Annotated in this window: 20 protein-coding genes; 12 read left to right on the top strand and 8 right to left on the bottom strand. The window is 54.9% G+C overall.

Going from position 1 to position 22,779, the window contains the following annotated elements:
• Position 1: 1 nt before the first annotated feature.
• Entirely contained in the window at positions 2 to 1,006 is a 1,005-nt protein-coding gene (cydB, locus tag RCF31_RS16595) for a cytochrome d ubiquinol oxidase subunit II (RefSeq protein WP_416411738.1), read from the bottom strand.
• Positions 1,003 to 2,418, bottom strand: a complete 1,416-nt coding sequence (locus RCF31_RS16590) for a cytochrome ubiquinol oxidase subunit I (RefSeq protein ID WP_313685621.1) — start codon at positions 2,416 to 2,418, stop codon at positions 1,003 to 1,005. The genes cydB and RCF31_RS16590 overlap by 4 nt, the downstream gene beginning before the upstream one ends.
• A 483-nt stretch (positions 2,419 to 2,901) precedes the next feature.
• Here RCF31_RS16590 and yghX point away from each other — a divergent pair, with 483 nt between their 5' ends.
• On the top strand, positions 2,902 to 3,789 hold the full coding sequence (gene yghX, locus RCF31_RS16585) for a YghX family hydrolase (RefSeq protein WP_416411737.1): 888 nt from the start codon (positions 2,902 to 2,904) through the stop codon (positions 3,787 to 3,789).
• Positions 3,790 to 3,845: 56 nt separating this feature from the next.
• Here the strand turns inward: yghX and RCF31_RS16580 are convergent, their stop codons facing one another.
• Positions 3,846 to 4,217 carry a winged helix-turn-helix transcriptional regulator gene (locus tag RCF31_RS16580; protein ID WP_084876640.1) on the bottom strand — a complete coding sequence of 124 codons (372 nt, stop codon included), beginning with the start codon at positions 4,215 to 4,217 and terminating at the stop codon, positions 3,846 to 3,848.
• 101 nt (positions 4,218 to 4,318) lie between these two features.
• On the opposite strand from RCF31_RS16580, the gene RCF31_RS16575 reads away from it, so the two are divergent.
• On the top strand, positions 4,319 to 5,173 hold the full coding sequence (locus RCF31_RS16575) for an SDR family oxidoreductase (RefSeq protein ID WP_416411736.1): 855 nt from the start codon (positions 4,319 to 4,321) through the stop codon (positions 5,171 to 5,173).
• Positions 5,174 to 5,229: 56 nt separating this feature from the next.
• Here the strand turns inward: RCF31_RS16575 and RCF31_RS16570 are convergent, their stop codons facing one another.
• Positions 5,230 to 6,096 (bottom strand): LysR family transcriptional regulator, encoded by an 867-nt coding sequence (locus RCF31_RS16570; RefSeq protein WP_416411735.1) that lies wholly within the window; start codon positions 6,094 to 6,096, stop codon positions 5,230 to 5,232.
• A gap of 94 nt (positions 6,097 to 6,190) precedes the next feature.
• Between RCF31_RS16570 and RCF31_RS16565 the strand changes: the two genes are divergently transcribed.
• The 4 genes from RCF31_RS16565 to treF all read left to right on the top strand — a co-directional run bounded on the left by RCF31_RS16565 (position 6,191) and on the right by treF (position 9,996).
• The gene (locus RCF31_RS16565; RefSeq protein ID WP_416411734.1) at positions 6,191 to 6,691 is read left to right on the top strand and encodes a lactoylglutathione lyase family protein; all 501 of its coding nucleotides are present in this window, start codon (positions 6,191 to 6,193) and stop codon (positions 6,689 to 6,691) included.
• A 45-nt stretch (positions 6,692 to 6,736) separates the two neighbouring features.
• Positions 6,737 to 6,901: a hypothetical protein gene (locus RCF31_RS16560; protein ID WP_416411733.1), complete on the top strand. Its 165-nt coding sequence runs from the start codon at positions 6,737 to 6,739 to the stop codon at positions 6,899 to 6,901.
• 18 nt (positions 6,902 to 6,919) lie between these two features.
• Positions 6,920 to 8,023, top strand: a complete 1,104-nt coding sequence (locus tag RCF31_RS16555; RefSeq protein WP_416411732.1) for an NADH:flavin oxidoreductase/NADH oxidase — start codon at positions 6,920 to 6,922, stop codon at positions 8,021 to 8,023.
• A 314-nt stretch (positions 8,024 to 8,337) separates the two neighbouring features.
• Entirely contained in the window at positions 8,338 to 9,996 is a 1,659-nt protein-coding gene (gene treF, locus RCF31_RS16550; protein ID WP_416413280.1) for an alpha,alpha-trehalase TreF, read from the top strand.
• A 41-nt stretch (positions 9,997 to 10,037) separates the two neighbouring features.
• Here treF and RCF31_RS16545 read toward each other — a convergent pair whose 3' ends face one another.
• Positions 10,038 to 10,859 carry an alpha/beta fold hydrolase gene (locus RCF31_RS16545; protein ID WP_416411731.1) on the bottom strand — a complete coding sequence of 274 codons (822 nt, stop codon included), beginning with the start codon at positions 10,857 to 10,859 and terminating at the stop codon, positions 10,038 to 10,040.
• 217 nt (positions 10,860 to 11,076) lie between these two features.
• On the opposite strand from RCF31_RS16545, the gene RCF31_RS16540 reads away from it, so the two are divergent.
• Positions 11,077 to 12,663 carry an MFS transporter gene (locus RCF31_RS16540; protein ID WP_416411730.1) on the top strand — a complete coding sequence of 529 codons (1,587 nt, stop codon included), beginning with the start codon at positions 11,077 to 11,079 and terminating at the stop codon, positions 12,661 to 12,663.
• Positions 12,664 to 12,665: 2 nt separating this feature from the next.
• Here RCF31_RS16540 and RCF31_RS16535 read toward each other — a convergent pair whose 3' ends face one another.
• Positions 12,666 to 13,574, bottom strand: a complete 909-nt coding sequence (locus RCF31_RS16535; RefSeq protein ID WP_416411729.1) for a LysR family transcriptional regulator — start codon at positions 13,572 to 13,574, stop codon at positions 12,666 to 12,668.
• A gap of 133 nt (positions 13,575 to 13,707) precedes the next feature.
• On the opposite strand from RCF31_RS16535, the gene RCF31_RS16530 reads away from it, so the two are divergent.
• Together RCF31_RS16530 and RCF31_RS16525 are read left to right on the top strand one after the other, a co-directional pair.
• The gene (locus RCF31_RS16530) at positions 13,708 to 14,268 is read left to right on the top strand and encodes an antibiotic biosynthesis monooxygenase (RefSeq protein WP_084876650.1); all 561 of its coding nucleotides are present in this window, start codon (positions 13,708 to 13,710) and stop codon (positions 14,266 to 14,268) included.
• A gap of 18 nt (positions 14,269 to 14,286) precedes the next feature.
• Complete coding sequence (locus tag RCF31_RS16525; RefSeq protein ID WP_416411728.1) at positions 14,287 to 16,155, top strand: amidohydrolase; 1,869 nt, start codon at positions 14,287 to 14,289, stop codon at positions 16,153 to 16,155.
• Positions 16,156 to 16,215: 60 nt separating this feature from the next.
• Here RCF31_RS16525 and RCF31_RS16520 read toward each other — a convergent pair whose 3' ends face one another.
• Both RCF31_RS16520 and RCF31_RS16515 read right to left on the bottom strand, forming a co-directional pair.
• Entirely contained in the window at positions 16,216 to 17,781 is a 1,566-nt protein-coding gene (locus tag RCF31_RS16520; RefSeq protein WP_416411727.1) for a hypothetical protein, read from the bottom strand.
• A gap of 37 nt (positions 17,782 to 17,818) precedes the next feature.
• Complete coding sequence (locus tag RCF31_RS16515) at positions 17,819 to 18,766, bottom strand: diguanylate cyclase domain-containing protein (RefSeq protein ID WP_416411726.1); 948 nt, start codon at positions 18,764 to 18,766, stop codon at positions 17,819 to 17,821.
• Positions 18,767 to 19,133: 367 nt separating this feature from the next.
• Here RCF31_RS16515 and uxuA point away from each other — a divergent pair, with 367 nt between their 5' ends.
• The 3 genes from uxuA to RCF31_RS16500 all read left to right on the top strand — a co-directional run bounded on the left by uxuA (position 19,134) and on the right by RCF31_RS16500 (position 22,764).
• Positions 19,134 to 20,198 carry a mannonate dehydratase gene (uxuA, locus tag RCF31_RS16510; RefSeq protein WP_416411725.1) on the top strand — a complete coding sequence of 355 codons (1,065 nt, stop codon included), beginning with the start codon at positions 19,134 to 19,136 and terminating at the stop codon, positions 20,196 to 20,198.
• Positions 20,199 to 20,452: 254 nt separating this feature from the next.
• Complete coding sequence (locus RCF31_RS16505) at positions 20,453 to 21,511, top strand: sugar ABC transporter substrate-binding protein (RefSeq protein WP_416411724.1); 1,059 nt, start codon at positions 20,453 to 20,455, stop codon at positions 21,509 to 21,511.
• 8 nt (positions 21,512 to 21,519) lie between these two features.
• The gene (locus RCF31_RS16500) at positions 21,520 to 22,764 is read left to right on the top strand and encodes an LVIVD repeat-containing protein (RefSeq protein WP_416411723.1); all 1,245 of its coding nucleotides are present in this window, start codon (positions 21,520 to 21,522) and stop codon (positions 22,762 to 22,764) included.
• Positions 22,765 to 22,779: the final 15 nt, after the last annotated feature.

Here is a 22,779-nt window from a genome sequence, read left to right as displayed (position 1 = left end):
CTCAATGGTATCCTTCGTCGGCTTTAACTTTTCCGCGGAACACGTAGTAACTCCAGAAGGTGTACATCAGAATCACCGGGATAATCAGCAGCCCCCCCACCAGCATAAACGCCTGGCTGATAGCTGGTGATGCGGCCTGCCAGATGGTGATGGAAGGCGGGATGATGTACGGCCACACGCTAATCCCCAGGCCAGAGAAACCGAGGAAAATAAGCAGCAAAGTCAGCAGAAACGGGCTGTAATGGGCTTCGCGTTTGACGCCGCGCACAATCCCCCATGCACACACCAACACCAGCACCGGAACCGGCAGGAACCAGAACAGGTTGGGACGGGTGAACCAGCGCTGGGCAATGGCCTCATGGCTGAACGGCGTCCACAGGCTGATCAAGCCGACAATCACCAGCAGCGCAATCACCAGCGGCGTTGCCAGCACGGACATCTTACGATGCAGCTCATGCTCGGTTTTCATAATCAGCCAGGTGCAGCCGAGCAGCGCATAAGCCACCAGCAGGCCGATACCGCAGAACAGCGGGAACGGTGCCAGCCAGTCCATATAGCCCCCGGCGAAAGTACGGCCATGGACCGGAAAACCATTAATGATGGCTCCCACCGAAACGCCCTGGCTGAAGGTTGCCAGCACCGAGCCCCAGATAAAGGCTTTGTCCCAGAACGGGCGGTGTGATTCCGTCGCTTTGAAACGGAACTCAAAGGCGACACCACGGAAAATCAGCCCCACCAGCATTGCCGTCAGCGGAATGGTCAGGGCATCCACAATCACCGAGTAAGCCAGTGGGAAGGCACCGTACATCCCGGCACCGCCCAGCACCAGCCAGGTTTCGTTGCCGTCCCACACCGGGGCGACGGTGTTAACCATCATGTCGCGTTCGACCGGGTTTTTGTTGAAGGGAAACAACAGGCCGATACCGAGATCAAAACCGTCCATCACGATGTACATCAGGATGGCGAACACGATGATCGCGAACCAGATAATAGAAAAATCGATCATTTGTGGCTTCCCTCCTGATGGGTAGCGGCGGACAGCGGACGCGCAGGCGTATTGCTTTGACCCGGACCACCCGGCGTCACATCGTGACCTTCGCCCACCTGCGGTCCCTGTTTAATCAAACGCATCATGTAGCCATACCCCACACCGAACACCGAGCAGTACACCACAATGAACGCCAGCAGGCTGATGCTCATATGCAGATCACCATGGGCGGACACCGCATCAATGGTGCGCTGAACGCCATAGACCACCCACGGCTGACGGCCAATTTCCGTGGTAAACCAGCCCGCCAGAATCGCCAGCAGACCCGATGGCCCCATCAGCAGCGCGAACCACAGGAACGGTCGCGACTGATATAAACGCCCTTTGAAACGCAGCCACAGGCTGACCACGCCGAGGGTGATCATCAGCAATCCCAGCGCCACCATCACGCGGAACGACCAGAAAATCACGGTGGAATCTGGGCGATCTTCTTTCGGGAACGATTTCAGTGCCGGAACCTGCTTGTCGAGGCTGTGGGTCAGAATCAGGCTACCGAGGTAAGGGATCTCCAGTGCGTATTTGGTGCGTTCCTGCTCCATATCCGGAATACCGAACAGAATCAACGGTGTGGCTTCCCCGGGTGGGTTTTCCCAGTGACCTTCAATCGCTGCAATTTTCGCAGGCTGATGTTCGAGGGTGTTCAGGCCGTGCGCGTCACCAATCATCGCCTGAATCGGCGACACGATCAGCGCCATCCACAGCGCCATCGAGAACATCTTACGAATGGCCGGATTGTCATTGCCTTTCAGCAAATGCCAGGCCGCAGAAGAACCGACAAAGAAGGCGCTGGCGAGGAAGGCCCCGGTTGACATATGCAGCAAACGGTACGGGAACGACGGGTTAAAGATGATTTTCAGCCAGTCCTGCGGCACCACCACCCCGTTCTGAATGATGTACCCCTGCGGGGTATGCATCCAGCTGTTGGAAGCCAGAATCCAGAACGTCGAGATAATCGTTCCGAGCGCCACCATGCAGGTGGCAAAGAAGTGCAGGCCCGGCCCGACGCGGTTCCAGCCAAACAGCATGACACCGAGGAAGCCCGCTTCGAGGAAGAAGGCGGTTAAGACTTCATAGGTCAACAGCGGGCCGGTGATACTGCCGGCAAACTGTGAAAAACCACTCCAGTTAGTCCCGAACTGGTAGGCCATCACCAGGCCAGAGACCACGCCCATGCCGAAGTTCACGGCAAAAACTTTGGACCAGAAATGATAGAGATCGCGATAGGTTTCATTATGGGTTTTCAGCCACATACCTTCGAGCACGGCCAGGAAGCTGGCGAGACCGATGGTGATGGCTGGAAAGATGATATGAAAGGAGACAGTAAATGCGAACTGTATCCTTGCCAGGTGAAAGGCATCTAATCCAAACATTGCTTACCTCTTTGCCAAATAGAACACCAGTTTTTACTTATAATTAACAATTGAACGGCAACGAATTTATTTATCCGCGAGTCGAAGAAAGAGAGCGTGACTGTAAAAGGAAGTGGTGTTTTTAAAAATAAACAGTGAGGATCAACAAAACTATAACAGTGTCTTTTGCAAAAATTTAACTGTCACAAATTCATTTAAAATCAATAAATTGTATTTAACTGATTATTTATTACGCCCGACAAATAGCTTAATTTCCCAGCCAGATTAGCCTGCTGTAAATTATAGTCAGCCACTTCAAAATATCCAATTCGTTAACGCAACAATAATAAATCAGAAACAAATGTCGGGTTTTATGGTGCTTACCGCTAACCAAATGGGCGCAGAAAAATCCTTAACCCTTTGCGTCATGCCATTTGTCACCTGCTCCTGACTGTGCTTTGTTAGAGCGGCAATACCATCTGGTTAATCAGCGAAGGAGAGGTTATGACACGTCTTACCGCACAGGATTTTCCGCAGGAACTGCTTGAGCTTTATGATTATTACGCCCACGGAAAAATCAGCAAACGCGAGTTCATCACACTGGCGGCAAAGTTCACCATCGCCGGGATGACCGGTGCCACGTTGTTAAGTGCCATGAGTCCGAACTATGCCCTGGCGCAGCAGGTGGAATTCACCGATCCCGCTATCAACCCGGAGTATATTCACTACCCATCGCCGCAGGGACACGGTGAGGTACGCGGTTATCTGGTACGCCCGGCGAAAGCCAGCGGCAAAGTCCCTGCCGTGGTGGTGGTGCATGAGAATCGTGGGCTGAATCCGTATATCGAAGACGTGGCCCGCCGCGTGGCAAAAGCCGGTTATATCGCGCTGGCACCGGATGGGCTGAGTTCGGTCGGTGGCTATCCGGGTAATGATGAAGAAGGCCGCGCCATGCAGGCAAAGATTGACCCGGTCAAACTGATGAACGACTTTTTCGCCGCCGTGGATTTCCTGATGCATCACGAGGCGGGCACTGGCAAGGTCGGCATTACCGGTTTCTGTTATGGCGGCGGTGTCGCCAATGCGGCAGCGGTGGCTTTTCCCGAGCTGGCCTGTGCGGTACCGTTTTATGGCCGTCAGCCGAAGGCAGAAGACGTGCCGCGTATTCAGGCACCGCTGTTGCTGCATTATGCGGCGCTGGATAAAGGCATCAATGAAGGCTGGCCAGCGTATGAAGCGGCACTGAAAGCCAACCATAAGGTTTACGAGGCGTATATTTATCCTGGCGTGAATCACGGCTTCCATAATGATTCGACACCGCGTTACGACAAAGCGGCGGCAGAGCTGGCGTGGAGCCGTACCTTAGGATGGTTTGAGAAATATTTGCACTAAGATCCTGGTGCGCATAAATGCGCACCCTACGTTTTTCGGCATTTATGTCGACCGGGTTACGCAGATTCGCGCACTTCCAGAATGCGATGCAGGTTACTCTCCAGCCAGTCCGCAAGGCCGATAACCTGCCCTTCGACTTCACGTCCCAGCGGGGTGAGATGGTATTCCACATGCGGCGGCACCACGTCATAAGCGATGCGCGCGACAAAACCATCTTCTTCCATATAGCGCAGCGTCTGCGCCAGCATGCGTTCGCTGACGCCACCGATTCTGCGACGCAGCTCGCTGAAGCGCAGCGTTTCCTCGCGCAGGGCCAGCAGCACCAGCACGCTCCAGCGGCTGGTAATACGTTTCAGCACTTCGCGCGAGGGGCAATTGACGTTCAGCAACTCGCCGCGGCTAAATTTATCACTCAGGTTTTCAGACATTTAGGTTTTTTCCGCCAAACTAACAATTATGTAAGTACTTACTAAAAGTTAGTTTATACGCCAGGATGATCACATACCAGTTCAAACTGAAGGAGAACATCATGATTGCGATTACAGGTGCAACCGGCCAATTGGGTCGTCTGGTCATCAACGAATTACTGAAAAAAGTCCCGGCAAGCGAAGTGATTGCGGCGGTGCGTTCACCGGAAAAAGCCGCAGACCTGGCCGCGCTGGGCGTGACGCTGCGCGCCGCTGATTACAGCCAGCCAGAGACGCTGAAAAGCGCCTTTGCGGGCGTGGATAAACTGCTGCTGATTTCCTCCAGCGAAGTCGGACAGCGTGAAGCACAGCATAAAGCGGTGATTACAGCCGCCAAAGCGGCGGGCGTTAGTTTTATCGCTTATACCAGCCTGCTGCATGCCGACACCTCACCGCTCGGCCTTGGTGTGGAGCACCGCGCCACCGAAGCACAGCTGAAGGCTTCCGGTATTCCGTTTGCCCTGCTGCGTAACGGCTGGTACACCGAAAACTATGCAGCGAGCATCCCGCCAGCGCTGGCACATCATGTGTTTATCGGCTCGGTCGGCGAAGGTCGTATCTCATCTGCTGCGCGTGCCGATTATGCGGCGGCCGCTGCCGAAGTGATCAGCCGTGACGATCAGGCGGGCAAAATCTATGAACTGGCCGGTGACGAGAGTTATTCACTGGCAGAATTCGCCGCAGAGATTGCGCAGCAATCTGGTGAGAAAGTGGATTATATCAATCTGCCGCAGGCGGAATTCGCGGCGGCGCTGAAAGGTGCGGGTTTGCCGGATGGTCTGGCGGAGATGCTGGCGGACTCCGATGCCGGAGCCGAACAAGGCGGGCTGTTTGATAACAGCAAAACGCTGAGCAAGCTGATTGGCCGCGCGACAACACCTTACGCCGATGTCATTAAAGCTGCGCTGGTGAAATAAGCGCACAATCCGTAGCGGCGCAATATGCTGAAAAACCTGCGCGATAATTCGCGCCGCTACAGCTTACCCTCCAGCCATTGTAGTGCCTGGCGGGCACGGCCCGACAATGGCCACTCGGCACGGTGGATCAGCCAGATGGTATCCACCAGCGACACGCCACAGCTTTCCACCTGGATCGCTTCCGACTGCGCAAACGCCAACCGCGCCGACTGCGGAATGACTGCAAACCCCAGGCCACGCGCGACCGGTTCGAGGATCAAACTGATCTGATTACTGAACCCACGTTGCGGCAAATTACGCACCCCCGGATTCCCCGGAAAACGACGGCTTAGCAAACGCGTCGCCATCGCCTGACCATCCGGATGATCGATATAACCCAGCGTCTCCAGATCCGCCCAGCCATGCACCTTTATGCCCGCTGGCACCACCAGTTCCAGCGGTTCTTCGGCAAACTTCTCCGCCACCAGCCGTTTATCGTCCGGCTTCTGCGTGACCAGCCCCATCTCGTAGCGGTTATGCAGCACCGCATCCATCACCTCGCTATCCGGGGCAAAGCGATGTCGGATACTGAGATCCGGGTACTGCTGTTGTAACGCCAGCAGCAGTGGATAGAGGCGCAGGCCGATGCTGCCCGGTGAAATCAGGCTCACTTCGCCACAGGTCACATCTTCTTCGCTCAGCCGTAGCGTCAGATGGCGCTGGGCGCGATCCACCTCCTGGCAATAATCCAGCAGCGCCAGCCCGGCGGGCGTCAGCTCCAGCGGACGTTTGCTGCGTAGGATTAGCGGCCCCAGCTGCTGCTCCAGATGCCGGATATGCTGGCTGACGGCTGCCTGGGTGATCCCCAGACGATCGGCGCTTTCCGTGAAGCTGCCCTGCTCCGCCAGCATGGCGAAGGATTTTAACCATTGTGGATTGAACATAATGAAATTTTATAAAAACCATAACTGAATCACTGTTTTCATTATACCTGTTGCGCAGTAGCCTGTAGATCTTTTCGACACATGGAGAATGCAGATGACTGCTCCTTATCCTCGTACCTTTTCTCATATCGGCCTGTCCGTGACCGATCTCGACGCTGCCGTGAAGTTCTACACCGAAGTGATGGGCTGGTATCTGATCATGCCGCCCACTGAAATCCAGGAAGATGAATCCGCTATCGGCGTAATGTGCAGCGACGTATTTGGCGGCGGCTGGGAGAAATTCCGCATTGCCCATCTTTCCACCGGCGACCGTGTCGGCGTGGAAATCTTTGAATTCAAAGCAGCCGAAAAACCGGAAAACAACTTTGAATACTGGAAAACCGGTGTGTTTCACTTCTGCGTGCAGGACCCGGATGTTGAAGGTCTGGCAGAAAAAATCGTCGCGGCTGGCGGTAAACAACGTATGCCGGTGCGCGAATATTTCCCCGGTGAGAAGCCTTATCGCATGGTTTATATGGAAGATCCGTTCGGCAATATCATTGAGATCTACAGCCACAGCTATGAACTGACCTACTCTGCGGGTGCCTATGTTTAACGTGCCACAAGACTGACGCGACTGGCACAGATACGAGGTTTTACGGTGACGACACTCAGCAATGGACACCATTTTGCTCGCCTGCAAGCACCTGGTGCGAAGTACACCTTAAGCGATCCGCTGCACAATGCATCCCGCTTCTACGCGGTGATTGATGCCGTCAGTCCGGCGCACCGCAACTTCAGCGGCAAACAAATTATATTGCTTTAACCATATTAAGGGGTTGTTATGTCAGGGTTATTTTCGCCGTTCACACTGAAAGATGTGACGCTGCGTAACCGTATCGCTATTCCGCCAATGTGCCAGTACAGCGCGGTCGATGGCCTGAGCAACGAATGGCACTACGTGCACTACAGCAGCCAGGCACGCGGCGGCGCGGGGCTGGTGATTGTGGAAGCCACCGGAGTGTCGCCGGAAGGTCGTATCACCCCGGGTTGTCTGGGTTTGTGGAACGATGCACAGGCCGAAAAACTGGCCCGCATCGCGCGGGAAATCAAAGCGGCCGGTGCCGTACCGGGTATCCAGATTGGTCATGCCGGACGTAAAGCCAGCGCCAATAAGCCGTGGGAAGGCGACGATCATATCAGCGAGAACGATGCACGCGGCTGGGACACCCTTTCCCCCTCCGCCATCGCCTTCGGCAATAACCTGCCGCGCGTGCCCAAAGCCATGACGCTGGACGATATCAAACGCGTGCGTGATGACTTTGTCAGTGCCGCGAAACGCGCCCGTGACGCCGGTTTCGAGTGGCTGGAACTGCACTTTGCGCACGGCTATCTGGCGCAGAGTTTCTTCTCGGTCCACGCCAACCAGCGTACCGATGAATATGGCGGCGATGCATTTGGTCGCAGCCGTTTCCTGCGCGAAACCTTTGATGCGGTGCGTGCCGTGTGGCCTGAAAACCTGCCGCTGACCGCGCGCTTTGGCGTGCTGGAATTTGATGGTCGCGACGAAGAGACGATGCAGGAAGCGATCACCCTGACAAAATACTGGCGCGCCAACGGCATGGACCTGCTGAGCGTCAGCATGGGCTTTTCCACCCCGGAAGCCAATATTCCGTGGGGTAGCCCGTTTATGGCCCCGATCGCCGAGCGCGTGCGGCGTGAAGCCGATATCCCGGTGGCCTCGGCCTGGGGCATCGACACGCCGCAGGTGGCGAACGCCACCATTGAACAAGGCCAGCTGGACCTGGTGATGATCGGTCGGGCGCACCTGAAAAATCCGCACTGGCCTTATCATGCCGCGCTGGCGCTGGATAAAAGCCAGCCTTCATGGGTGCTGCCTGCCCCGTACGCCCACTGGCTGGAACGCTATCGGGTCAGTGAAGACTAAGCGAGTGCGCCCCCGTCGGGGCGCATTTTTTCGCGTTGCGTTTGCCATCAAATGATCAATATTTTCCGCTTTTTTTTGCCATCACCTGGCGATTTTCTTATTTACAGATAATTCTGTCCGATTATTTATAGCTCCATTTCAGATACCGTTTTCATTTCCTGAAATATAGCGCCTTGTAATCACTAAAAAATCACCAAAATAACCGATCCATCGACATGATTTATTACGTTCATAGATATTTCGCATTGTTGCCCTGAGGGATGAGGGATATATAATTTGTACTTTAAGCAACCGGGACTTTTCAGGAGGCTGCTATTAATACTAATCACCAGCAAAATAATGTTTTCGAAGAGCGTCGTGGCGATGCGGAACTGGAGTATCAACAGGATCCTCATGAGTTAATCCTTGAGGGCATGCAGGATTCTGAGCCGGAGCCGGAGCTGATTGAAGGTCTGCCCGCCCCGGATGCGCTCACGCCCGCCGATCGATACATGGAGCTTTTTGAGCACGTGCAAATGTCGCGGATATTTGCCGATAGTAAAACGTTCCCGGATTGTGCACCAAAATATGATCCGCTGGATATTTTAATCCGCTATCGCCGCCGCAAACGTTCGGCTGATTTTGATCTCGGCAAATTTGTGCATGACCATTTTTATCTGCCGCAGAGCAATGAAAGTTTTTATGTTTCTAATCCGGATAAAACCCTGACAGAACATATTGATGAGCTGTGGCCGGTGCTGACTAAAATGCCGCAGCAACATATGCCGCATTCCTCCCTGCTGCCGCTACCGAAACCTTATGTGGTGCCAGGCGGACGCTTCGGGGAGACCTACTACTGGGACTCCTACTTCACCATGCTGGGCCTGGCGGAGAGTGGTCGTGACGATCTGCTGCGCGATATGGCAGACAACTTTGCCTGGCTGATTGATAACTACGGCCATGTGCCGAATGGTAACCGGACCTATTATCTCAGCCGTTCGCAGCCGCCGGTGTTTGCGCTGATGGTGGAACTGTTTGAAGAGGATGGCATTCGCGGCGCGAAACGCTATCTGGACCATCTGATGAAAGAGTACCAGTTCTGGATGGACGGTGCCGGTTCGCTGATGCCTGACCAGGCCTACCGCCATGTGGTGCGTATGCCCGATGGTTCATTGCTGAATCGCTACTGGGATGACCGCGACACACCGCGTGATGAATCCTGGATTGAAGACGTGGAAACCGCCAGCAAATCGCGCCGTCCGGCGAATGAGGTGTATCGCGATCTGCGTGCCGGTGCCGCTTCCGGCTGGGATTACTCGTCACGCTGGTTACGCGATCCGCATCGTCTGGCAAGCATTCGCACCACGCAGTTCATTCCGGTTGACCTGAATGCGTTTCTCTACAAGCTGGAGCTGATGATTTCCACCTTGTCGCACGCCAAAGGTGAGGAACTGACGGCGCTGGCATGGCAGAAAAAAGCCGATGTGCGCAAACGCGCCATTCATCGCTACCTGTGGGATAAAACCGCCGGGGTGTATCGCGATTACGACTGGCGACGCCAGCGTTTTGGTGCCTTTACCGCCGCTGCGGTGGTGCCGCTGTTCCTGGGTTTATCCACGCCGGAACAGGCGCATTTGCAGGCGGTGGCGCTGCGCCAGCTGTTGCTGACGCAGGGTGGACTGGTCACCTCAATGGTGGAAAGCGGCGAGCAGTGGGACAAGCCCAACGGCTGGGCACCGCTGCAATGGATGGCGATTGTCGGGCTGAATCACTACGGTGAAGAGACGCTGGCAACGGAGATTGCGGTGAACTGGCTGACCACGGTGAAAAACTTCTATTCGCTGCATCATAAGCTGGTGGAGAAATATGACATCAGCGGCGAGCGCGCCCGTCCGGGTGGCGGTGGTGAGTATCCGTTACAGGACGGTTTTGGCTGGACCAACGGTGTAACGCGTCGGTTAATGGCGATGTACGGGCATTTGCTGGCGGATTGACAGGGACCAGGTGCGCAGGAATGCGCACCTGGTAAATAATTTTAAACGCGTTGTAAAAACGCCAGCAAGTCGGCGTTCAGCTGATCCTGGTGTGTCACCGCGAAACCGTGCGGGCCATTCTCATACACTTTCAGCTCTGACCCCGAAATCATCTCGTGTACCAGTTTACCGGTGGCTTCGAATGGTACGATCTGGTCGTTGCTGCCGTGAATCACCAGCGTCGGCACATCCACTTTGGCGATATCCGTCCGGAAATCGGTCTCAGAAAACGCCGTCACACAATCCAGCGTACCTTTCAGTGAAGCCAGCAGCGCGATATTCAGCGTCTGGGTCATCACACCCTCCGATACCGTCTGTCCGGCATTGGTACCATAGAAAGGCACCGCGAAGTCTTTGATAAACTGCGCACGGTCCTGACGTAATCCCGCTTTAATGCCGTCAAATACTGCTGTCTCCACCCCTTCCGGATGATCGCTGGTTTTACCAAAAATCGGTGTCACTGCCCCCAGCAGCACCAGCCCTTTCACCTTCGCCGTGCCGTAACGGCCAATGTAGCGTGACACATCGCCGCCACCCATGGAGAAGCCCACCAGGGTGACATCGTCCAGTTGCAGGTGTTCAATCAGGCCATGAATATCATCCGCGAAGGTGTCGTAGTCGTAACCTTCCCACGGTTGCTCTGAGCGACCAAAACCACGGCGGTCAAATGCAATAACCCGGTAGCCACGTTCTGCGAGGAAATTCATCTGGCTATCCCACATGTCAGCATCCAGCGGCCAGCCGTGGCTGAACAGTACCGGTTGGCCTTTGCCCCAGTCTTTGTAATACAGGTTTACGCCGTCTTTAGTCTTGAAAGTGCTCATAATTTTTCTCCGTCAGGTGAGTGATGTTGTGTCTCGCTAATCAAACTAACTCCGGTCGAAGGAAAAACCTAAAGCAGAGTTTTTGACGACTTGTTCAAACTTTTTTGTGCCCGGAACCTGTCAAAAAAGCCTGGACAAGTTGGCCGATTTTTTCCGCTATCAACCATCAGCCAGGCTTCGTAATGTGCAGTCATCGCAACCTTATCGGAGATTGACCATGAGCCAACCGCCTGTAACCGCACGCAGCAGTGCCTTTTCCCCCTTCGCCTACGGGCTATTTGCCCTGATCTGGACCGCTTCAGTATTAGGCAACACCGGCAGCTTTATCCGCGATGTCGCCAGCGCCTGGCTGGTCACCGGATTGTCTGATAACCCGGCCGCCGTGGCATTGATGCAAACCGCCGCCACTCTGCCGGTGTTCCTGCTGGCGCTGCCTGCGGGCGTGCTGTCCGATATCGTTGACCGTCGCCGGTTACTGATTGCGGTGCAGATATTGATGGCCAGCGTCAGCGGTACCTTGCTGGTGCTGTCGCATAACAACTGGCTGACCACCGAATGGTTGATCGGCCTGACCTTTGTCGGCGGCGTCGGTGCCGCACTGTTTGGCCCGGCATGGCAGGCAATTGTGCCGGAGCTGGTGCCGCGCCATGAACTGAAAAACGCCGTGGCGCTGAATTCACTCGGCATCAATATCGCGCGTGCTATCGGCCCTGCCACCGGTGGCCTGTTGCTGGCCAGTTTCGGCGCGATGGCAGCTTACGGCGCGGATGTCGCCAGTTACTTCTTCGTGGTTGCCGCGCTGCTGTACTGGAAGCGTCCGGCCAAAGCCAAAACTGAGTTGAATGAACACTTCTTCGGTGCCTTCCGTGCCGGGCTGCGCTATGTGCGCGCCAGCCACGATTTGCACCGTGTGTTGCTGCGCGCCGCGTGTTACTTCGCCTTCGCCAGTGCCATCTGGGCACTGCTGCCGCTGGTGGCGCGTAATATGCTGCACGGCACCGCCGGATTTTACGGCCTGCTACTGGGTGCGGTCGGTGCCGGTGCGATTGCCGGTGCGCTACTGCTGCCCCGTTTTCGTCTGCACATGGGTAACGATGGCCTGCTGCTGCTCTCGGCGCTGCTCAGTGCGGTGGTGATGCTGGCGCTGGCATTCAGCCCGCCGCAATGGCTGGCGTTGCTGCTGATGGTGATTCTGGGCGTTGGCTGGATTATCGCCCTGACCACCCTGAACGGCGTGGCACAGGCGGTGCTGCCAGATTGGGTGCGTGGACGGGGTCTGGCGGTGTATCTGATGGTATTTAACGGCACGCTGGCGGGTGGCAGCCTGGTCTGGGGGTTAGTTGCCCAGCATATCGGGCTGGCGAATACCCTGCTGCTGGCGGGAGTGACCTTACTGATCAGCGCCCTGCTGCTGAAACGCCTGGTGTTGCCTGCCGGGGAAGCCGATCTGCAACCCGCACAGCGCTGGGCCGAACCGGTGGTGAGCGATGAGGTGGATGTGCGTCGTGGTCCGGTGATGATTCAGGTGCGTTATCAGGTGCCGCAGTCCGATCGTGCAGACTTCAAACGGGCGATGCATAAACTGGCCGCCGCACGCCGCCGTGACGGGGCCTATGCCTGGGGATTGATGGAACAGAGCGACGATCCCACCGCGTTGCTGGAATGGTTCCTGGTGGAATCGTGGCAAGAACACCTGCGTCAGCATCAGCGCGTCTCCCACGCCGATGTGGAGCTGCAACAGGCGGTGCTGCAATATCATCAGGGTGACGAACCGCCGCAGGTCAGCCACCACATTTCGATTTAAGTTCAGGCAGGCAGATAGATATCACGCAGACCTGGCAGCGTGGGCAAGCGCTCACGCCACCAGGTTGCCGCATTACCATTCGCGCTTTCATTCCATGCCAGATACGCCATATCGCGGCGACATTCGCTATCCAGCTGACGTTCCACCAACGCGCCACTGCGCAAATGCGGCTCAGCCAGATAGCGAGGCAGATAACCGCAGCCCAGCCCGGCAAGCTGCGCCTGCAATTTGGACGGGAAATCATGCACACTCAACGTCTTCTGCTCATCCAACACGCGTAAATCAATACCCGCACTGTGGCGTGAAGAATCATGCACCGTCACTGCCCGATACTGGCGAATTTGTTCGCGCAGCAGCGGCTCAGGGGCCGCAGCCAGCGGATGCTCTGGCGCGACGGCAAACACATACTCCAGCCAGCCGAGCGGCTGACAGCCAATCTCTTTGCGCGTCGCCGGTTCCTGTACCGCGCCAAACACGATGTCTGCCTCGCCGTAATGCAGGGCTTCCCAGCAACCAGCCAGCACATCATGGCGGAACTGGAGCTGGGTATGCGAATGCTGCTGATAGAATTCATCAATCAGCGGGGTCAGCAGGCTAAACGGCACAGAGGCATCGACACTTATCACCAGCTGGCTCTCCCAGCCGCTTTCCACGTAGCGCGCCTGCTGCTCCAGCTCGTTCACCGCACGTAATAACGCCCGGCCTTTTTCCAGCATCAAACGGCCGGTCGGCGTAAAAGTCGCGCGATGGCCGGAGCGATCCAGCAGCGTGATTTTCAGATCGCTTTCCATTTTCTGCACGGTATAACTCAGCGCTGACGCGGTTTTAAACAGCCTTGCCGCCGCTGCGGCAAAGGTGCCGTGACGATCGAGCGCATCCAGAATCAGCAGCGCTTCGAGGTTCAAACGCATTCCTTACCCCCTCCCCAAAATTTGTTGAACAACAACCCAAAAACAATCCGTTATCAATAAACGCTCTCATTTCGTATTTTTTTCCTCAACGACGCAAGCACTTTCACCCGCGAGACGCACCGAGGAACAGACTATGAAATATTCACAACAGGCTCATCATGTCACGCTGGTGATCACCCACAGCATCCAGCCAGAGAAGCAGGCCGACTACGAAAAATGGCTCGAAACTATCATGCCGCAGGCCGCCAGCTTTCCTGGGCACCTTGGGGTAAACGTGCTGCGCCCGGTACACGGCGACAACGCCTACACCGTGCTGATTCGCTTTGTTGGCATGGATGAGTTGTATGCCTGGCTGAAATCCCCGGCCCGTCAGGAACTGGTGAAAGAGCTGCCTGCCATCCTCGCCCAGCCGGAACATATTGAAGTTCGCCCTGGCGCCGCGTTCTGGTTTACCCCGACGCAAAAAGGCCAGGTCAAACCCGCCAAATGGAAACAATACTTACTCACGCTGGGGGTGATTTTTCCCTCAGCTAACCTGGTCCCCTGGTTCTGGAACACGGTGTTGCCTGTCAGCCACGGCACGCTGTGGGGGAATTTTCTCGACAATGCCAGCGTCGTGGCGTTAGTGGTTTTCCTGTGGATGCCACTGCTGACTCGCGTGTTGAAACAATGGCTGATTGGCAGCAAAGCATAATCTGACAGGAGAAGACACATGACCACCGCTTCACTGATTTTGACCAACGGCAAATTCCATACTGTTGACCGCGCCAATCCACTGGCAACCGCCGTCGCGATTAAAGATGGCAAGTTCCTCGCCGTGGGGAGCGAAGCGGAAGTGATGCGCTTTGCCGGAAGCCACACGCAAATTATCGATGCCAAAGGCCACACTGGCATTCCCGGCCTCAACGATTCACACCTGCACCTGATTCGTGGCGGCCTGAACTACAATCTGGAACTGCGCTGGGAAGGCGTGCCGTCGCTGGCGGATGCATTACGCATGCTACGCGAGCAGGCCCTGCGTACGCCATCACCGCAGTGGGTACGCGTGGTCGGCGGCTGGACTGAATTCCAGTTTGCCGAACGTCGCATGCCAACGCTGGACGAAATCAACGCTGCCGCGCCGGACACGCCGGTATTTATCCTGCATCTGTATGACCGTGCCCTGCTCAACCGTGCTGCGCTGAAAGTGGTGGGTTACACCAAAGACACGCCGAACCCGCCGGGTGGTGAGATCCAGCGCGACAGCAACGGCAACCCGACCGGGATGCTGATCGCCCGTCCCAACGCCATGCTGCTGTACGCGACCCTGGCAAAAGGGCCGAAACTGCCGCTGGAGCAACAGGTGAACTCCACCCGCCAGTTTATGCGCGAACTGAATCGCCTCGGACTGACCAGCGCTATCGATGCTGGCGGCGGTTTCCAGAACTATCCCGATGATTACGATGTGATTTCTGAGCTGCATGCCAAAAAGCAGCTGACAGTACGCATCGCCTACAACCTGTTTACTCAGCGTCCCGGCCATGAGCTGGAAGATTTTGAAAAGTGGACCGATATGCTGAAGCCGGGCCAGGGCACTAACTTCCTGCGGCACAACGGCGCGGGGGAAATGCTGGTGTTCTCAGCGGCTGATTTTGAGGACTTCCTTGAACCACGCCCGGATTTGGCCCCCGGTATGGAAGATGAACTGGAGCGCGTGGTGCGCCATCTGGTGGAACACCGCTGGCCATTCCGCCTGCATGCCACCTACAACGAATCCATCAGCCGTATGCTGGATGTATTTGAGAAAGTAAACCGCGACATTCCGTTTAACGGCCTGCACTGGTTCTTCGATCATGCGGAAACCATCACCGAAGCCAATATCGAACGGGTTAAGGCACTGGGCGGTGGTATCGCGGTGCAGCACCGCATGGCGTTCCAGGGCGAATATTTTGTTGATCGCTACGGCAAACAAGCTGCGAAACAAACACCCCCGGTCGCACGCATGCTGGATGCTGAGGTGCCGGTAGGTCTGGGTACTGATGCCACTCGCGTCGCCAGCTATAACCCATGGACGGCGCTGTACTGGCTGGTTTCCGGCCGCACCGTTGGCGGTATGCAGTTGTATGATGATAACGCCCGTATCGACCGCGAAACCGCGCTGATGCTGTGGACCAAAGGCAGCGCCTGGTTCTCCAGTGAGCAAAACGCCAAAGGCGAGATCAAGGTCGGACAACTGGCGGATCTGGTACTGCTGTCGAAAGATTTCTTCAGCGTGCCGGAAGAGGAGATCAAAGGGATTGAATCGGTGCTGACCCTGGTTGATGGTGATGTGGTGTACGCCGCTGGCAGCTTTACCCCGCTGGCACCGCCGCCGGTGCCGGTGTTGCCGGAGTGGTCACCGGTGGTGACGGTACCGGGCCATTACCGTAGCGCACCGCCGCAGGCAGCGGGACGTGCCGCAATGATGCCGAAGATGCATCAGTGCAGCGGCCCATGCGGCGTGCACAGCCATGCCCATGATGTTGCGCGCCAGTCATCGGTACCGGTCTCCGATAACAATGCCTTCTGGGGCGCGCTGGGCTGTTCCTGCTTCGCGTTTTAAGGGTTTACTACCCGTGGGGATGACACAGGAGGCATTAATGCCTCCTGTTACCACTCGGCATCAGAATACCGGGCTATGTTTGTGAATTAACCCGGCAATCGCGGCATCGTTATCACTGATAAACTGCAGCGAGTTAATAAGTAATAACGCTGAGACCGTTCGGTTTTCATTAATATGTGAAATCACGGTATCTACCGCATCAGCCAGCGACGCATTTGGGGCGTAATCATAAGCATCAATCAGAAATTGTTTTGCGAAATCGAAAAACCAGCTGTAACTGGCACTGTCTGTACTGCAAAGTGTTGGAGAAAACAGGTTGGCAAATACACGCGTCAGCAGAATAGCGGCGACAAATTTTTGCTGTTGAGGAGCAAGCCCACTGCTTGCCAGGCTCAGATGGTTGCAAGCCCGTTCAATCAGCACGGTTCTTTTATTACGTGCATCATCAGATTCATCGGTTATATCGCTCATCAAAGGTGCGAATAATTGTTTTAGCAGATAAACATTATCAATTTCATCGAGATTGAGTTTCCCGCATGCATTCTTAGTAAGCTGCGCCAACATCAGACTCCCCAGGCGGAGTATATCATCCTGGCGTGCTTCCACATGTGCAGGGACATTAAACAATGGAGAAAGGACTTCCGCCAGTTTATTACCACGACCGCTCCAGAGTGATTCAAGTGCAGGGCTGTTCTGTAGCAACGTTTGCCGTTTCTTATCGATCAATGGCGTCATCATGATTCTTCCATCATCACAGGTTAACAGGCGCGCATTTTCCGGTGCTGTCTCACCCACTATAAGATTGTCGAATTCATTGGCGGGAATATAGATAGCCTGCTCTGACTGCGGGAAATAAAAAATTACGCCCTCTTTTGGCGACTTATCAAACTTCCGGGCACATTCCATAAATGCTTTTAACGTGGGATGTTTATTCATAGTCTGGCGCACATCCGGTAGCTGGTTAACCAGGAACTGATATTCGAGTAGTTTTTCTGGTTCCATTTTACTGAGGACAAGTGCCAGATTGGCCTTTTCTTCATTTTTTATCAGCGACTGAGCGTGATAGTTGATAATTTTATCTTCCAGAAAGCGTGTTATCGCCTCTGACTTTTCAGGCGTTTTTAGCAAATGGGACAACATAGACTGGCGCAGTGCATCGGAATGCGCTAATGCATAATCCAGCTCCGGCATATCACGAAACAACTCCACTACCTGCTCTTTAAAGTCACGATGCAATGTTGTATTAATTATGCTTTCTATCGATTTGAACAGCATCGCAGGCTCGCAGGAATAATTATCATCACACAGATTATCGAAAGTTTTTTGCTGGTCGGAAAAATGCTGCACACTTAATTTAATTAATCCTTTATCATAACAACCAAATCTTGCCTCGCGTAAATTAGCCGGACCAGAAAAATAAAGACTTTCAATTCCCTTCACATTGATAAAACTTGTAGCTTCGGTAAATTTAACATAGGCCATTTCAATGTTGTTCGCCTCTATACCATTGAAATTGCACCCCCTGATTTCTAATGGCTTACCTCGCTCACCCAGAAACGCCACATCTATAAAAATGTTGCCACTGAAGTCGGCATTAATCAGTACGCTATTTTTAACACCGGGCAACACCTGACCGTAAAATATCTCGTTGGCAAATACGTCCTTACGGCACTAAACCAAACCCCTGCTTGCCATTTTTCTTGACGCTGTACATGGCTTCATCAGCACGCGTCAGCGCCGCAGTGAAATCATCATGCTCCTGCACCTGGGCAATGCCGATTGAGGCGCCAATCTGCGCCATACCGTTATCCAGTTCAAATGGTGCGAGTGCCGCATCCAGTACCGCCTGCGCCATGATACGCACTTTGGGATAGTCGATCAGAAACGGCATCAGCAACACAAATTCATCCCCACCGATACGACCAATCACCACCGACGGTGGCACCGCATCGCGCATACGTTGGCTGAGCTGAATCAGCACCTCATCGCCACTGCGGTGTCCCAGGGTGTCATTGACGTGTTTGAAGTTATCCAGGTCGATATAGGCCACACACAGCGGCCCCTGCTTTTTTATCTGGCTAAAGTAGGTTAACAACGCGTGGCGATTGGTGAGACCGGTGAGCGGATCGTGATTGGCCAGTGTCGAAAGCTGCGCCTCATAATTCTTCTCTTTGGTCATATCGATATGGGTGCCCGTTACCTTCATCGGATTACCCTGTTCATCCCATTCGGTGACACGCCCGCGATCCAGTACCCAGGTAATTTTGCCGCTTTTGGCGATCATGCGATGCAGGGCTTCATAATAAGGCGCGCGACCTTCGATATGATCGTAAAACGCCTTCAGCACCTCATCTGCATCCTCGGGATGCAGGTGTTCACGCCAGACTTCAAACTTCGCGCTCAGCTCTTTCGGCTGGAAACCCAGCATCGCTCCCCAGCGCCGGTTAAAAATAACCAGTTTGCCGCTGGGAATATCCAGCTGCCACAAACACAGCCCGGTGCCATCGAGCGCAGCACTGAGCTTATTGCGGGCATCATGCGCGATACGCTTTAGTCGCGAATTATGCTTTTTCAGGTTTTGAATCTGCTGGAGCAGCGCTTCATCGGACATGATTTATGGAGGGAGAGAAATAAGGTTTATTGTGCCTGCCAGGAATATTCTGTAAATGATCCAGGTAAAAAGCCGATTAGCAGCGGTAAATTGCCGTAAAATGAGAGGTTAACCCTTAATAGCTGACTAATCGTAGTTAACCACGCTGTTTTTAACAATTTATGGTAGCGGATCAGACATTTCTAAGTTCTGATTAGGATTGAATTCTCGCCAACATGGGTTCAGCTGTGCGCACACTCTCCCTCGCGCAGGATAAATGCGGTTCTGTGACGACGATCATGGGTTGATCGCTGCAGGGCGCTGTCATCATGAATACTAGAATGGTAGTTTATCAGTTATCATAGACACGATGACGGTGGATGACATTATGCAGCTGACAATGCGTTGGTTTGGTCCGAAAGAAGATAAGGTTTCGCTGGAATATATTCGCCAGGTTCCGGGTGTCCGGGGTATCGTCGGCGCACTGTACGATGTGCCAGTGGGTGAAACCTGGCCGAAGGATAAGATTAAAGCGCTGGTGGATCAGGCACAGGCTGCCGGTCTCACAGTGGAAGTGATCGAAAGCGTCAATATTCATGACGACATCAAGATTGGACTGCCAAGCCGCGATGGCTATATCGAAAATTATAAGCAGAGCATCCGCAACCTGGCCGAAGTCGGCGTAAAGGTGATTTGCTATAACTTCATGCCGGTATTCGACTGGATGAAGACCGAGATGAACTACGTGCTACCAGACGGCTCCATCACCATGGCGTTCGAGAAAAAAGGTATCGATAAAAGCCTCGATGAAGTGGTGCAGGAGGTGCTGGGCAGCTCTAACGGTTTTGCTCTGCCAGGTTGGGAACCCGAGCGTCTGGCGAAAGTGCAGGATCTGTTTGCGAAGTACGAAGGGGTGGATGATGCGAAGCTGCGTGAAAACCTGGCGTATTTCCTCAAAGCGGTGATCCCGGTATGTGAAGAAGTCGGCGTGAAGATGGCGATTCACCCGGATGATCCGCCGTACTCCATTTTCGGCCTGCCGCGCGTGGTGAAAAATCGTGACGATCTCGACTGGATCTGTAACGTGGTCGATTCGCCAGCCAACTGCATTACCCTGTGCACCGGGTCGATTGCCGAAGATCCGCAGAATGATGTGTATGCGATTCTGGCCGAATTCTCACGCCGCAAACGTATCCCGTTCGCCCATGTGCGCAATATCAAAATCATTCAGGACAAAGATTTCTACGAGTGTGCCCATCCCACCGAGTACGGCTCGCTGGATATGTACCAGGTACTGAAGTCGATGTACGACAACGGTTTTGACGGCTATATCCGCTCCGATCATGGCCGCTTTATCTGGGGCGAAACCGGTCGTCCGGGCTATGGACTCTATGACCGCGCACTCGGCACCACCTATCTGCTGGGCCTGTGGGAAGCACTGAGTAAACGTTAAGATTTTCGCCTCCGACCTGCGCGATAAATCGCGCCGCTACAGATTCTGCACCTATTCGTAGCGGCGCGATTCATCGCGCGCCTTTGCCTTTTCCTCCATCCACAAACCTAATGATTTATCTGGCATTACTTATGCCTTTTCCTTGATTGCCAACCTCGTGCAGAGGATGAAAAATCCGCTCAGAACGCCCGCCAACCACAATAAAAACCGGCGGAGCGCCAAGGCGTCTCATCCATCTTATTCGGGGAAATTGCATGAAATCATTGGCCGTACCCTTTTTGACGCTGAGCCTGCTCAGCTCTGCCGTCAGCGCCGCACAGGCACCGCTTCCCGCGCCACTGGCACATCATCAGGGACCGATTCGGGTGGCGGTCATTCGCAACCTCGGTTCGGACGATAACACCACCCAGTTTGTCGCCGGAGCCATTCAGCAGGGCAAACAGCTGGGCTTTAAAGTCAGCACCTTTTTGAGCCAGGGTGACGATGCGCGTTTCCAGGATTTCGTGAACCAGGCCATCAGCCAGAAATATGACGGTATTATCCTGTCCCAGGGCCGTGCCCCCTACTCCACCGATCTGGTGAAACGCATTCATGACAGCGGTATCGCGCTCTCGGTATTTGATACCGCCGTTGATAAAGTTCCCGCAGGCGTCACGGTGACACAGCAGGATGATGCTTCGCTGACTGAGCAATCGCTGCAACCGCTGATCAAAGACTTCAATGGCAAAGCCAATATCATCAAATTGTGGGTCGCGGGCTTCCCGCCGATGGAACGCCGTCAGGCAGCCTGGGAGCAGATCCAGAAGGCCAACCCGGGAATTCATGAACTGGAGTCGGTGGGGGCCGTCTCTGCCGATGTGCAGGGCGATACCGCCAACAAAGTCGGCGCGCTGCTGGCGAAATACCCAAAGGGGAAAATCGACGCTATCTGGGGCACCTGGGATGCCTTTAGCCAGGGCGCGTACAAGGCGTTGCAGGAAAATGGACGCACCGAAATCAAACTCTATAGCATCGATATCTCCAACGGCGATTTGCAGCTGATGCGCGAAAAAAACAGCCCGTGGAAGGTCAGCGTGGCGGTCGATCCGAAGCTGATTGGAGCCGTTAATATGCGCCTGATTGCCCTGAAGCTGGCGGGAGAAACCACTCCGGCCAGCTATGACTTTAAAGCCGCCGCCATTCCACAGGCACTGGTGACCGGCCAGCCCGGAGCCGCCAACGTTGCCGCACTGCAAAAGGTGATTCCCGGCTGGGGTCAGAGCAGTGATTTTGTCGCGCCCTGGTTCGCCACCCTCGCCACCAACGCGCAGTGAGGCCGAACATGACTTCCTCGCTCCCCACTCCGGAATACAGCCGCAATATGCGGCTGATTGGTCACAGCGATCAGGGCGGTCGCCCGGATGGCGTTCAGGTAATGGTGCATCGCGGCTTTGCCTATGTCGGCCATATGGTCTCACAAGGCTTTAGCGTGATTGACGTGCGCGATGCACGTCAGCCCAAAACCGTAAATTTTGTTGCCGCACCACCCGGTACCTGGAACGTGCATTTGCAGGCGCACGACGATTTGCTGCTGGTGATCAACGCCCGCGATCTGTTTGCTGATACCCGCTTCGCCGATGAGAAAGTCTATTACACCCGTGCGGTGGGCCAGACCACGGCAGATATTCAGGAAAAAAGCTGGCAATCCGGGCTGCGGATTTTTGATATCTCTTCCCCGGCGCAACCGCGTGAAATCGCCTTTCTCGCGCTCGAAGGTATCGGGATTCACCGTATCTGGTATGTCGGCGGACGCTGGGCCTACGTCTCTGCGTTGATTGAGGGGTTCAGCGATTACATTTTGCTGACCATTGATTTAGCCGATCCACAACGTCCTGCGGTGGCCGGGCGCTGGTGGCTGCCCGGAATGCACACCGCCGGGGGCGAGACGCCAGACTGGCCGGAAGGCAAACGTTATGCCTTGCACCACGCCATTATCAGCGGTGATACCGCCTATGGCTGCTGGCGCGACGGCGGATTAACGTTACTGGATGTCAGCGATCGCACGGCACCACAGTTAATCAGCCATCGCAACTGGAGTCCGCCGTTTGGCGGTGGCACCCATACCGCATTGCCGCTACCAACACGCAATCTGCTGGTGGTGCTGGACGAAGCGGTGCTGGATAACCAGCAGGATGGCGAGAAGCTGATTTGGCTGTTTGATATTCGCGCACCCGCCAACCCGGTGAGCATCGCTACCTTTCCCCAGCCGGATGAGCGCGATTACGTGGCAAAGGGTGCCCATTTTGGCCCGCATAATCTGCATGAAAATCGACCCGGTAGCTTTGTCAGCGACACGCTGATTTTCGCCACTTATCAAAATGCTGGCGTGCGCGCCTATGACATCTCCAATCCTTATCAGCCGAAAGAAACCGGTGCGCTGGTACCCGCCGCTCCGGCACGCATGATGGATACCCGACCCGATCGTCCGCAGGTGATTCAGAGTTGTGATGTGTTTGTCGATGCCGGAGGGATTATCTACAGCACCGATTACAACGGTGGGCTGTCGATTATTGAATATCTGGGATGAAAAACCGCGCCGCAC

Origin of the sequence: Pantoea sp. App145, assembly GCF_047947045.1 — a bacterium.
Taxonomy (GTDB): domain Bacteria; phylum Pseudomonadota; class Gammaproteobacteria; order Enterobacterales; family Enterobacteriaceae; genus Pantoea.
Note: the sequence above shows the minus strand (reverse complement) of the source record. Positions and strands in the feature narration are given on the sequence as shown.